Source organism: Polyangium mundeleinium, from assembly GCF_028369105.1.
In the GTDB taxonomy this organism is placed as follows: Bacteria; Myxococcota_A; Polyangia; order Polyangiales; family Polyangiaceae; genus Polyangium; species Polyangium mundeleinium.
Map to the genome: position 1 here is coordinate 8,326,579 of NZ_JAQNDO010000001.1, position 12,310 is coordinate 8,338,888.

General features: G+C 69.9%; 11 protein-coding genes. 5 read left to right on the forward strand and 6 right to left on the reverse strand.

Annotated elements, in window-relative coordinates; translation table 11 throughout:
- The first annotated feature begins 186 nt into the window (after positions 1-186).
- From smpB to POL67_RS33105, 3 genes are all read left to right on the forward strand, one after another.
- Complete coding sequence (gene smpB, locus POL67_RS33095; protein ID WP_136927832.1) at positions 187-663, forward strand: SsrA-binding protein SmpB; 477 nt, start codon at positions 187-189, stop codon at positions 661-663.
- 11 nt (positions 664-674) lie between these two features.
- Positions 675-953 (forward strand): hypothetical protein, encoded by a 279-nt coding sequence (locus POL67_RS33100; protein ID WP_271924502.1) that lies wholly within the window; start codon positions 675-677, stop codon positions 951-953.
- Positions 954-1,171: 218 nt separating this feature from the next.
- Positions 1,172-2,695 carry a DUF362 domain-containing protein gene (locus POL67_RS33105; RefSeq protein WP_271924504.1) on the forward strand — a complete coding sequence of 508 codons (1,524 nt, stop codon included), beginning with the start codon at positions 1,172-1,174 and terminating at the stop codon, positions 2,693-2,695.
- Here the strand turns inward: POL67_RS33105 and POL67_RS33110 are convergent.
- Genes POL67_RS33110 through POL67_RS33125 form a run of 4 tightly spaced genes read right to left on the reverse strand, consistent with a single transcriptional unit; the run spans position 2,673 to position 5,786 of the window.
- A complete protein-coding gene (locus tag POL67_RS33110) occupies positions 2,673-3,218 on the reverse strand; it encodes a hypothetical protein (protein WP_271924506.1) in 546 nt (181 codons plus the stop codon). The genes POL67_RS33105 and POL67_RS33110 overlap by 23 nt on opposite strands.
- Positions 3,215-3,949, reverse strand: coding sequence for a hypothetical protein (locus POL67_RS33115; RefSeq protein ID WP_271924508.1), 735 nt, complete (start codon positions 3,947-3,949; stop codon positions 3,215-3,217). Before POL67_RS33115 ends, POL67_RS33110 begins: the two co-directional genes overlap by 4 nt.
- Positions 3,946-5,142, reverse strand: coding sequence for an ATP-binding cassette domain-containing protein (locus tag POL67_RS33120; protein WP_271924510.1), 1,197 nt, complete (start codon positions 5,140-5,142; stop codon positions 3,946-3,948). Before POL67_RS33120 ends, POL67_RS33115 begins: the two co-directional genes overlap by 4 nt.
- A 2-nt stretch (positions 5,143-5,144) precedes the next feature.
- The gene (locus POL67_RS33125) at positions 5,145-5,786 is read right to left on the reverse strand and encodes a hypothetical protein (RefSeq protein ID WP_271924512.1); all 642 of its coding nucleotides are present in this window, start codon (positions 5,784-5,786) and stop codon (positions 5,145-5,147) included.
- Between the two features lie 235 nt (positions 5,787-6,021).
- On the opposite strand from POL67_RS33125, the gene POL67_RS33130 reads away from it, so the two are divergent.
- On the forward strand, positions 6,022-8,457 hold the full coding sequence (locus POL67_RS33130; RefSeq protein WP_271924514.1) for a vWA domain-containing protein: 2,436 nt from the start codon (positions 6,022-6,024) through the stop codon (positions 8,455-8,457).
- Between the two features lie 3 nt (positions 8,458-8,460).
- Here POL67_RS33130 and POL67_RS33135 read toward each other — a convergent pair whose 3' ends face one another.
- Positions 8,461-9,645: a formylglycine-generating enzyme family protein gene (locus tag POL67_RS33135; protein WP_271924516.1), complete on the reverse strand. Its 1,185-nt coding sequence runs from the start codon at positions 9,643-9,645 to the stop codon at positions 8,461-8,463.
- A complete protein-coding gene (locus POL67_RS33140; protein WP_271924518.1) occupies positions 9,642-11,132 on the reverse strand; it encodes a sigma-54-dependent transcriptional regulator in 1,491 nt (496 codons plus the stop codon). The genes POL67_RS33135 and POL67_RS33140 overlap by 4 nt, the downstream gene beginning before the upstream one ends.
- A 191-nt stretch (positions 11,133-11,323) precedes the next feature.
- On the opposite strand from POL67_RS33140, the gene POL67_RS33145 reads away from it, so the two are divergent.
- On the forward strand, positions 11,324-12,295 hold the full coding sequence (locus tag POL67_RS33145) for a tetratricopeptide repeat protein (RefSeq protein ID WP_271924520.1): 972 nt from the start codon (positions 11,324-11,326) through the stop codon (positions 12,293-12,295).
- The last annotated feature ends 15 nt before the right edge of the window (positions 12,296-12,310 follow it).

Consider the following 12,310-nt stretch of genomic DNA (forward strand, 5'->3'; position numbering starts at 1 on the left):
TGCGGAGACGACTCGGACCGAAGCGCGGGCGTACTAGCACGGCGCGCGGGTTTGTCGCGGAACGGTTGCTCGTCGACCTATGGACGCAGGACGCACGGCGCGCTAGCCCTACGCTGGCGTCTGCCTGGAGAGCGGCTCTTCGGGCGGTGCTTGGCCGTAGCGACAGCGATCAAGGGTGTCAACCACGTGAGCGGGAAAGAAGCGAGCGACGAGAAGCTCATCGTGCGAAACCGGAGGGCCGGCTTCGAGTACGAGCTCGGCGAGCGCTTCGAAGCCGGCCTCGTGCTCATCGGCAGCGAGGTCAAGATGCTGCGCGACGGAAAGGCCGACCTCTCCGACGCGTGGTGCACGATCACGAACGGCGAGGCATTCCTGCACGGCATGCTGATCCCGGAGATGCCGGGCGCCGCGTTCGGACACGTCGCGAAGCGGACGCGCAAGCTCCTCTTGCACGACACGGAGATCGATCAGATCCGCAAGGCCGTGGAGCGCGAGGGCATGACGGTCGCCGCCACGCGGCTCTACTTCAAGAAGGGTCGCGCGAAGGTCGAGCTCGCGCTGGCGAAGGGCAAGAAGCAGGCGGACAAACGCGAGACGGTCAAGCAACGCGAGGCCGAGCGTGAAGCCCGTGCCGCGATGGGCCGGGGCCGCCGGGGGGAGTGAACATGCCGCACATGAAGCTCCTGAAGGGTGGCTCGGCCGATCTCGTGGCCCTCGACGGCGATCGGGTGAGCCTTCGATCGACCGAAGCCTTCGCGCCGGGAGCGCCGCTCGCCGGCCACCTGGAGACGACCTCGCTCGTGCGCGTGAAGGTGCATCGCTGCCGAAAGCAGGACGACGCCTTCCTGGTCGAAGGCCGCCTCGTCGACGCGACACGAGCCCTTCGCGAGGAGCTCTCCGCCCTGCTCGCTTCGTCGGCCGGCGGGAGCTCGGGCGACGCGGGTTCGCCGTAAACGTCGCCGCTCCATCCTGGATCAACGCCGTCGCCATGCGCCTCGGGTCGGGGTTTTTCGCGCCCACCGCGCGGATGTATTCCAGACCCATGAACAAATGTAAAGCCGTTTAGCGATCGAACGTTGAATGGCGCCGAAATGTGTGGCGTTTTTCGGGCCTTGCGCGCCTCGGCTGCCGGCATTGCCCGATCCGACGGGCCCCCCTAGGCTGGGAAGGCATGAAGATCACGTCGCGCCCCCGGGTCATCATTCGCCGTTGCCCCACCTACGACGTCGAGCAGATCCGCCGGATCATTCAGGAGGGGCTCGAGGAGCTGGATCTCCGGCCGCACGGCCGCACGCTGGTCAAGCCGAACTGCGTGGCGTCGGGCCCGTCGTTCCCGCACGCGTACACGCGGCCTGAGTTCTTGGAGGGCGTGCTGCGCGCCTTGCAGGACCGGGACGACGGCCGCGTCCGGGAGCTCGCCCTGGGCGAGCGTTGCGGCATCACCCTCCCCACGCGCACGACGTTCGAGGGCGCGGAGTACTACCCGATGCTCAAGCGCACGGGCGTGAAGCACTACCACTTCGAGGAGGAGCCGCAGGTCGAGATCCGGCTCACCCACAAGGAGCGGCTGCGCGACTACGTCTTCACGCCCGAGCCCGTCGCGAAGGCCGACTTCTTCGTCAACTGCCCCAAGTTCAAGAGCCACCCCTGGACCACCGTGACGTTCTCCATGAAGAACTACATCGGCATCCAGGACGATCGGCACCGCCTCATCGACCACGACCACCGGCTCGACGAGAAGATCGCGGACCTGCAGTACATCGTTCAGCCGCAGTTCATCGCGATCGACGCGATCGTGGCCGGCGAAGGCCGGATGCTCACGCCCATCCCGCGCAAGCTCGGGCTCATCATCATGGGCAACTCGCAGGCCGCGTTCGACGCGCTCTGCTGCAACATCATCGGCGTCGATCCGTACACGGTCGACCACCTCCGCCTCGCCTCCGAGCGTGGCTTCGGCTCGCTCGACCTCAGCTCGATGGACATCAGCGGCGACGTGACGCTCGAAGAAGCGCAGGCGATGGCCAAGGGCTTCAAGGTGGGCCTCGTGCGCGTCGAGAAGTACTTCGAGGGCTCGCACATCACGGCGTACGCCGGCCCGCCGCCGGAGCCGGAGCGCACGGACTACTGCTGGGGCGGCTGTCCGGGCGCGCTCGAAGAGGCCATCGAGATCCTTCGTCTCTACGACGATCAGTGCGACGAGAAGATGCCGCGCATGCACATCGTCTTCGGGGCCTACGAAGGGAAGATCGACGCGAAGCCGGGCGAGCGTGTCGTGTTCATCGGCGACTGCGCGACGTGGTCGGGGGATCTCCACGGCCGCCTCGTGCGCGTCGAGAGCCTCTACAAAGACCGCGCGGAGAAGGACCCGTACCACGCCAAGCACGACGACATCTTCGCGAAGATGGTCCACGTGATCCGCAAGTTCGCGACCAGCGATCCGACCGAGCCGCTGCGCCTCGAAGGTTGCCCCGTCAGCGTGGCCGAGCAGGTGCTCACGCTCGTCGAGCTCGGCAAGACGAAGAACCCGTACCTCTCGCCCTCCGAGGCCATACGCTTCAGCAAGGGCTACCTCGGTTGGCAAGGCAAGGCGCTCATGAAGCGCATCTCGGGCACGCCCTACCAGATCCACGGCCCCTGCGAGCGCGGGCAAGCCGCACCCGAGGTCTCTCCGCCTACGCTTCCGGACGCAGAATAACGTCGAACAACACCTCGACGTCGTCGCGGACACGGAACGCGCCGAGTGGCCCCTTCACCTCGCGAAGGCCGAGCCGCTTCATCGACAGCTCCGCGCGCCCCGAGACACGCGTGCGATCCGCTTCCTCCGTCACGCGTAACGAGACCGGCAGCGAGATCCGGCCACTCGAAACCTCGACCGTCACCTCCGCGCGCTCCCGCGACGTGCCCTTCGCGCGGACGCGTACCTCCTTCGTCCCCGGGAACACCTCGTCGCGGATCTTCCGCTCGATGTCCGATCGATCCGAGGTCGAGAGTGCCGACGTGTCGACGCGCTCTCCATGAAGCGTCCCCACGACCTGCAGCGCGGCGACCGGCACGACGAGCTCCGCGGAAAACCCCTCGCCTTCGAGCGTCGCGCGGCCGCTGAACGCGGAGGCCGCGAGCTCGAGATCGTGCGCCAGCCGCGCCAGCATCCCACTGGCACGGGTGTGGACGAGAAGCTTGGAGGACGAACGATCGACGATCAGCTCGGATGCACTCACTCGCGACACCTCAGCGCGGCGACCACGGGAAGCAGCATCGCCATGAGCAGGAGAGCCACGGAGCTCTGCGGTTGGGACAGCCCGAGCGGGCCCTCACCGCCGAGCAAGCCGCGTCCGTGCGCGCGTGGCAGGAGGGCCGCAAAGAGGCCCGCGCCGCTGCCGAAGAGGAAGTCGAGGACGAGCGGCACGAGGCGACCCCGGCCCCGTTCGAGGAACGTCGCGCCAAACGCGAACCAGCCGGCATACGCCGCGCCGACGAGGGCGCCGATCCAGCCGCTCGTGAAGACATCCCGCGCGAACGGCGGCGCCGCGGCCGACTGCGCGGACGCGACCGCGACGATGGCGAGCAACGCGCCGCTCACGGCCGAAGCGAGCACGAGCGCCACGCCGATCCCGAGCGCGACGTCGCGACGCGAAGCACCGTACCGCGCGAGGGGCCAGGCGGCATCACGCAGCTTCGCGCGATCACACGCGCGCGCGGCGAGCGCGAAGCAGAAGAGCGGGACGACGAGGCGGAACGTCGCGGCGAGGGAACGATCGACCGCGCCTGCGGTGGTCACGCGGCGCTCGATGAGCCCGCCGGCGAACGCGAGCGCGAGCGCGAGGATCGTGGTGAGCACGACGCCACGCCCCGCGAGCCTGCGAGCGCCCATCGCGGCCCCGAGCGAAACACCCCCGAAGGCGCCCGCGCCACGAGGCAACGTGGCCTCTGGTCGATGCTGCGACGTCATGCTCCTCCCCGTGGCTCGCCTGAATCCCCCGGCTCGCCCGGCTTTTTGTCGTTCGTGACGGCAGGCGCTTCCGCAGCCGGCGCCTCGTTCGGCACGGCCGAAAGCTCCTGCGGCGCGACGGGCGCGAGCGCACCTGGCACCCGCGCGCTCCTCGCCGCCGGGAGCGCGACCGGCCGCCTCTGCGCGAGCCCCGCGGCGCGGCGGAACGTGAGCAACGCCTCGGCCGCAGCGCGCACCTGGACGATGCCGGGCGACGCCGGCGCGACGGCTTCGATCACGACGCCGGCCTCCACCGCTGCGTCCGTGAGCGCGAGCGCGCAAGCGTCGAGGTCAGCCCCGGACAAACGCAGCTCCGCGGCGCGCGGATACGGCCCCTCGGCCTCGCTCCACGCGACGGCCCGCACCTCCGTTCGATCGGCGAGCAAACGAGCGAGCGCGCGCACCGGCGCTCGTTCGCTCGTATCGTCCGCGGGACGCACCCACGCGACGAGCGCGGGCTCGCCGCCGGGCATGGGCTCCGCGGCGTCGGCCTCTCCGAGCACGAGCCCTTTGTGCAGCACGAGGACACGATCCCCGAGCGCGCGCGCATCCGCTGGCGAGGACGTCGTCACGACGACACACGCGCCGCCGAGCGCGAGCTCGCGAATCCGCTCGCGCACGAGGCCGAGCAGGTTGAGCGCGACGTCGGAGAGCGGCTCGTGCAGCGCAACGAGCAGCGGCGACGGCGTGGAGAGCGCGAGCGCGAGCTCCACCGCGCGCGCCTCGGCGAACGAGAGCGAGCGCGGCTCCCGGCGCGCGAGGTGACCGAGGCCGAAGGGATCGAGCACATCGCCGGCGCGCGTCGTCGACTCGCCACGCGCCCCCCGCGCGAGCGCGACGGACGCCTCGACCGTGCGCGCGTCCGGCAGCGCGGGCTCCGCGGCGAGCGCGCCGATCCGAGCCCGCAGCAAAGGCGAACGCGCGGGGGATTGTCCTTCGACCAGGACGCGCCCCTGCAAAGGAGCACGTGCTCCCGTCATCACCTCGGAGAGCGCGAGCGTCCCATCCTCGGGCGCACCCACGACCGCAAACACCCCTGCGCCGAGCGCGAGGCTCACACCCGTCAGGCTCCCGCGTGAAGCGCCGCGCGGCGCTGCGGCGTCACGCGCATGGACGGCTTCGAGCAAGAGCCGCGGCGGCAACGGACGCGGCATCGTCATGTCCCTGCTCCGCGTCCAGCGTCGACGAGAAGCGAGAGGAGCGCGGAGAGCGCGCCCGGAACCGAGTACGAGCCGCGCCCCGCGAGCTCGGCGAGCATCCACGGAACGATCACGATCGCCGCAAGGAGAACCCTCCCCCGACGCCCGCCCATGCGCGCGGCGAACGTGGCGATCGTCCCGAGCGTGGCCCCTGCGATCACTGAGAACACGAACAGCCCGAGCGCGAACACGCTCCTGCGCATCGCCATCGCTCCGGAGCTCGACAGCGCCACCGTGACGAGCGCGAGCCCGACGAGCGGCAGACCGATCGCCCGCGTGATCTGCACCATCGACGCGATCCACCGCACCACGTGGAGGCTCTGCGCGTGCACGCCGTGCGTCGCCGCGAGCGCCTCGATCCCGGCCTCGCGATCCTCGGCCGTCCGATCGCTCGCTGCCGCGAGCGTCGTCGGGGCCGCGGCCAAGAGCGTGATCGACGCGGCCCCGAGCCCGACGAGCCCTTCGAGCGGCGCGCTCGTTCCTTCTGTCGCCCGCAGCACGATCGCGAGGATCGCGAACGACGCACCGAGCAGCGCGCCGCTGGCGAGCCCGATCCGCGAGAGCGTCGTGCGCCCGAGGCGCGCGCGGGACAACGCCACCGCGGCGAACAAACGCCTCCTGCGACGCCCACGAGGCGGCCCAGGAGGACGGCGCGCGGCAGGCGCACCGGGGAGGCTCGGGGGAGTCGATGTCGTCACGATGGTTACGAGGGTGAACGCGAGGATCCGCATCCCCGCTGCCCTTTCGCGCGGGCGGCGGCAAGGATATCCTGTGCGCAGTCCTGTGCTTGACCTGAAAATCCGCCGGGGGCGATGGGCTTCTGTTCTCGGGCTCTTGCTAGCGGGGGGTGCGCTCGGCGTCGCCTGCACGCCGGACTCCGACATCGTTCGACCCACGAGCACTTCCAGCAGCGGCACAGGTGGCGCGGGCGGTGATGCCGGCGCGGGCGGTGATGCCGGCGCCTCCTCCAGCACGAGCTCGTCGAGCAGCTCGTCGTCGGCCTCGTCCAGCGGGAGCGGCGGCACAGGCGGCGTCGGTGGTGCCGGCGGCCAGGGAGGCGCAGGCGGCGTCGGCGGTTCCGGCGGCGCGGGCGGAAACCCCGTGAGCCCCTGCCCGCCCGACGCGGATTTCGACGGCATCTCGGACGACGTCGAGGGCAAGGATCAAGGCGTCGACACCGACGGCGACGGCACGCCCGACTACCTCGACACGGACAGCGACAACGACTCGCTCCCCGACGCGTTCGAAGGCCAGACGGCCGCGGTTGGCTGTGCGCACCCGCAAAACTCCGACGGCACCGGGCCGCCCGACTTCCGCGACACGGACAGCGACGACAACGGCCTACCCGACGCGCTCGAGATCTACCCCGACCAGACGCCCTACGATCCGCAGAAACCCGGGCCAAACCCCGCGGACACCGACGGCGACGGCGTCCCCGACTACGCCGATCCCGACAACGACGACGACTCGTTGCCGGACACCGTCGAGCTCACGATGGGCGTCGCCGTCAACACGGACGGCGACGCGCTCCCCGATCTGTGCGACGCCGACAGCGACAACGACACGCTCGGCGACGCGTTCGAAGGGTTCGCCGATCCCGACGGCGACGGCGTGCCCGCGTTCCGCGATGCCGACAGCGACGGCGACGGGCTCTCCGACGCCTGCGAGGCCGGGCCGCTGCACATGGTCGCGGATCCGCCGCCCGACGCCGACAGCGACGGCAAGTACGACTTCCTCGATCTCGACGCCGACGCCGACGGCATCCTCGACAAGGACGAAGACGTCAATCTCAACTGCTTCCTCGACACGCTCGAGACCGATCGCACGAAGGCCGACACGGACGGCGACGGCACCTCCGATCTCATCGAGCGCGAGCTCGGCTCGAACCCGCGGGATCCCTTCGTCACGCCCGGCACGCTCGGCAAGTTCTACTTCGTGTTGCCCTACCTCGGCGCGCCCTCGCCGGCCGAGAACATCGTTCCGCTTCGTACGAACTTGAACCAGGGCGACGTCGCCTTCCTCGTCGACACGACCGCGACGATGAGCGGCGAGATCCAGAACCTCAAGAGCAACCTCAGCGCGATCATCACGAAGCTGAAGGCGTCGATCCCCGATCTCGCCGTCGGCATCGCTGGCTTCGACGACTTCCCGACGGGCACGTACGGCACCACGGGCGTCGATCAACCGTTCTACGTCGCGGGCAGCACGGGCTACGTGAGCACCGCCCTCGCGGACAACCTCGCCGCGGTCCTCTCGCTCAACGTGCACGACGGCGGCGACAACCCGGAGTCGCACATCGCCGCGATGCAACGTGCGCTCACGGACGCCTTCCTCCTCTGGCCCGGCGGTCAGCTCACGCCGGCGGGCGCGCCCGCCGGCCGTTATGGCTCGTTACGCTTCCGCGACGGCGCGCTGCCGATCCTCGTGCCGATCACCGACGCTCCGTTCCACAACGGCCGGCGCGCCCTCAACGCGGCCAACCTCCACGACGCTTACGACTTCAACGGCCAGGCCCCCTTCCCCACGCCCACGGTCGACACGCTCATCGCCGCGATGAAGCAGCGCGGCGCGCGGCTCATCGGCATCTCCTCGTCGAACGGCGTCCGCTCGGGCGGCGATCCGTACGAGGACCTCGCGTACATCGCCGATCAGACGAGCTCGCTCGTCCCGCCCTCCGCGTTCGGCGGCATGCAGTGCGGCACGGGCCCGAACGGCGCGTTCCTCGTCCCCGACGGACCCGCGACCTCGGACAACCCCGGCGGCACCTGCCGCCTCATCTTCGACATCAGCACCGACGGCACCGGGCTCAACGACGTCACGCTCGACAACGGCATCAAGGCCCTCCTCAAATCGATCCGCTTCGACATCCGCTCCCTCGCCACCGCGAGCCTCGCCGATCCCATCGACGCGGTGGACACGTTCGTCGCGCAAATCTCGGTCAACGCGTCGGGCGGCGAGGACGCGGCCGAGCCGGGCGTCCCGTGCTTCTCCCTGAACGCGGTCCAGCAGCTCAAGGACGTCTGGTCGGGCGCGAAGGGCCTCGTCAAGGCGCAGGACGGCGTGAACGAGACCGCCCTCGCGATCGTTCCTGGTCAAAAGGTCTGCTTCAAGATCGTGCCCATCCCGAACACCACGATCCCGCAAAATCAGACCGCGCAGATCTTCAAGGCCACGCTCACGGTCAAGGCGCAGAACGGCATCGCGCCCTCGGAGCTCCTGCTCGGCGCGCCCAAGGAAATCCTCTTCCTCGTCCCGCCCGCGCCGCAGTGACGCTCACCAGGTGGGCTCCTTCTTGCCCTTGCGCTTCTTCTTGCGCTCCTTGTTCCCGATCCCGATCTTCCCCCACTCGTACGACACGCGCCGGCGGAACGCGCCGTTGTCATCGCCCCCGTAGACGAAGAGCTCGCGCGGCGTATCCGCCTCACCCACCGTCGGCTGCCAGAGCTCCGTCGGCACGAACGCCATCGAGACCGGCGCGTCGAAGCGCATGCGCGCCACGACGACCCCGCATCGCGCGTGCCCCGCGGCCTTCGCGCAGCCGCCGCCGAGCACGAGCTCCTCGTTGCCCAGCGGATGCCACGTCCAGATCCGTTCGACCTCGAACGGATGGTCGGCCTTCCGCTTCTTCACCACCTCGCGGATCTCCTCCGGCACGAGCAACGCGAGCGCGAGCGCGAGCTGCACCTTCGTGTCCGCGGGGTGGAACGTGAGCGGCGCGCCTCGGCTCACGTTGAGCACCACCTCGAAGCTGTTCGGCTCGCCCGCGCAGCAGCGGAAGCCCACGTCCGCGCGGCGCAGGTCGGATCGCACGCCGCGGCCGTTCGCGCATCGGCCCACGAGCTCGCCTTGCGGCGCGTTCCCTCCGCGTGTCGTCCCGAGGTTCGTCTTGCTCCCGTCGCGCCGCCACTGGCTCGACGTCCACTGCCACACGCCGCCGTGCAGATCGTGGACGCCGAACGCGCTCTTGCACCCCGCGTTCACGCCGTTCGGCACGAGGTTCCGCATCGAGCCCGTCATGCACGTCGTCGGCTTGTACGTGTCGCCGTACGGGTACGCCGCGTTCTGCGGCCCCTTGCACGCGCGCTCCCACTCGAGCTCCGTGCAGAGCCGCTTCTGCTGGGCGGTGCAGAGCTCGGCCGCCTCGGCCTGCGACACGTTCGTCGTGGGGATCGCGCCGGGCTCGTTCGGGTACGGAAACAGGTCGATGTAGAAGCCGCTCATCACGACCTGCTCGCCTGCCATCTCCTCGTCGGGGACACGCGGCAGCTTCTCGGGCGGCGTGCCTGCGATGAGCGATCCGGGCGGGATCCAGGCCATGCCCGGCCGCGGATCGGGCTCGCGAGCCGCCGTCACCCAGGGCGGATCGGCCTCGTCACCCGCGTCGATCGGCTCGGGCGCGAGCCTCTTGCCTTGGCAGCCGATCACGAGCAGGGCCGCGGCGACGAGGGCCCTCTTCACGTCGGCTCGTGCTCGCGCTCCCGGAGCCCGAGCTCCTTCATCTTGAGCTGCAGGCCCTTGCGCGAGATCTTGAGCAGCCGCGCCGCGTGCGTCACGTTGCCCTGCGTCTGCTTGAGCGCGCGCACGATCAGGTCTCGTTCGAGCCTGCTCATCGCGGCCTTGACCTGCTCCTTCAGGCCGTCGGCGATCGACGCCGACTCGCCTTGCTGCGGATCGGGCGACGACGGCGACGGCGCGCGCGTGCCTTCCGCGGAGGCGGGCGCGCTCGCGGCTGCGGCGGACGACGGCCCCGCGTTCGATCGCACCTCCTCCGAGAGATCTTCGAGCCGGATGCGAGCGCCGTCCGCGAACAGCACCGCGCGCTCGATCACGTTCTCGAGCTCGCGGATGTTCCCCGGCCAGCCGTACGACGCGAGGCGCTCGAGCGCGTCCGGCTCGACACCCTCGATGCTCTTGCGCAGCCGCGCGTTGAACTTCGCGATGAAGTACGACACGAGCGGCGGGATGTCGGTCCGGCGCTCGCGCAGCGCGGGCAGCGCGATCGACACCACGTTGAGGCGATAGAACAGATCCTCGCGGAACGACCCCGCGCCGATCTCGCGCTTCAGATCGCGGTTCGTCGCGGCCACGAGCCGCACGTCGACGCGAATCGTCTTGATGCCGCCCACCCGCTCGAACTCGCTCTCCTGGAGCACGCGCAGGAGCTTCACCTGCATCTCGTTCGGGATCTCGCCGATCTCGTCGAGGAAGAGCGTCCCGCCCGAGGCGAGCTCGAAGCGGCCCGGCTTCGACGCGACCGCGCCCGTGAACGCGCCTCGCTCGTAGCCGAAGAGCTCCGACTCCATCAGATCCTTCGGGATCGCGGCGCAGTTCACCTTGATGAAGGGCCGATCGCGCCGGCTCGAGTTCTCGTGCAGCGCCCGCGCCACGAGCTCCTTGCCCGTCCCGCTCTCGCCCGTGATGAGCACCGTCGTGGGCGTGTCCGAGACGCGCTCGATGATCGCGTAGAGGTCGTGGATCGGCTGGCTCTCGCCGATGATGCCGAAGCGCGCCGAGCCCTCGCGCGGGGAGGCGGAGGCGGCGACGTCGCGCGACGCGTCGGCGCTCGCGAGGTCACGCGTCCGCAGCGCCTTGCGCACCACGAGGCGCACCTCGTGCTGATCGAAGGGCTTCGTGATGTAGTCGAAGGCGCCGGTCTTCAGGGCCTCGACGGCGTTGTCGACCGTCCCGTGCGCCGTCAACATGACCACGGGGCGCGTCGGATCGTCCCGCATGGCGGCGCGGAGCAGATCCATCCCGTCCACCTTGGGCATCCGGAGGTCGGTGATCACGAGGTCGATGTGGTGTTCCTTGAGGAAGGCGAGGGCTTCCTCGCCGTCCTCGGCGGTGTGCACCTCGTAGCCGTCCCGACCGAGCTGCGCGCTGAGCACGCGGCGCAGGTTGGCCTCGTCGTCCACGACCAGGATCTGCTTCTTTTCAGGTAGCACGCAGCGAGGTTACCAGAGCCCGGGGCCCGGGGGATCGGCGGCAGGGCCCCGGGATCGGACGGGCCGGGACCGGGCCGTGGGCCGGGGGTCGGGGGGGCCGGAGGGGGGCCAGGACGGGGAAAGAAGCGGGATCGCCGGCATCCTGCTCACCGTGTGCGCGCTTTTTTTCGCGGACGGCAGCACATGCCATTATGCTCGGTACGAAGGACGAATACCGCATGTGGGGAACGCGCGCGCAGGGGGTATCTCTGGTCGGGCTTGTCGTCGGGGTGACCCTGGCGACGGGCATGGCCATGGCCGATGGCTCGCAGAACCCGTTCGCCGGCAAGTGCAACCGAACGGCGACGGATGAGGATGTCGAAGGCGCCAAAGGCGCTCACAAGGCCGCACGGCAGTTTTACGAGCGTGGTGAGTACGCTCGAGCGATCCAGTACTGGCGCGATGTCTTCAACCTCGACTGCAACGCGGTCGGCACGCTGCTGAACATCGCCAACGCATACGAGAAGCTCGGCGATCGGCAGAACGCGATCTTCGCGCTGGAGGCGTACCTCGAACGCGCGCCGGACGCGCCGGACGCGTCGAAGATCCAGACGCGCGTGAAGAACCTGAAGGATCTGCAGCAGAGCCAGGTGCCGACGGCCTCCGCATCGGCGACGGTCTCTGCGCCGCCCACGAGCTCGGCGATCCGCCCCGAGCTCCCGCCGCCTCCCCCCGTCAAACCCTTCGGCATCGCGCCGTGGATCACGGTCGGCGTCGGCGGCGCGGCGCTCATCGCAGGCGCGATCCTCTTGCCCGTGGGCCTCGGCAACGTATCGGCCGTCCAGAAGGGCAGGGACAACGTCGGTGACCCGACGGGGTGCTTCCGGGTGAACGACCCCGCCAAAGCGACGAATCCGCTCACGCCAACCCAGGTCCCGGACTCGGGCGGCCAGTGGTTCTGTTACGACAAGGATTCGTACGACCAGGCCGTCCTCGGACAGACGCAGACCCTCGTCGGCAAGATCGCCCTCGGCGTCGGCGGCGCGGCGGTCGCGGGCGGCCTCGTGTGGGAGCTGCTCTTCAACAAGCCCGTGCCGCAGGACGAGCAGAAGTCGGGCCGCGTGCACGTCACGCCGAGCGTCGGTCCCGGCATGAGCGGCGTCCTCGTCCACGGTTCGTTTTAACGAACCCGTTCGCCC

What these genes read in the sequence shown, in the direction of transcription:
- POL67_RS33100 (WP_271924502.1), top strand. Translation starts at nt 675, where the DNA reads ATGAAGCTCCTGAAGGGTGGCTCGGCCGATCTCGTGGCCCTCGACGGC.
- POL67_RS33105 (WP_271924504.1), top strand. Translation starts at nt 1,172, where the DNA reads ATGAAGATCACGTCGCGCCCCCGGGTCATCATTCGCCGTTGCCCCACC.
- POL67_RS33115 (WP_271924508.1), bottom strand. Translation starts at nt 3,949, where the DNA reads ATGACGTCGCAGCATCGACCAGAGGCCACGTTGCCTCGTGGCGCGGGC.
- POL67_RS33120 (WP_271924510.1), bottom strand. Translation starts at nt 5,142, where the DNA reads ATGCCGCGTCCGTTGCCGCCGCGGCTCTTGCTCGAAGCCGTCCATGCG.
- POL67_RS33145 (WP_271924520.1), top strand. Translation starts at nt 11,324, where the DNA reads ATGCTCGGTACGAAGGACGAATACCGCATGTGGGGAACGCGCGCGCAG.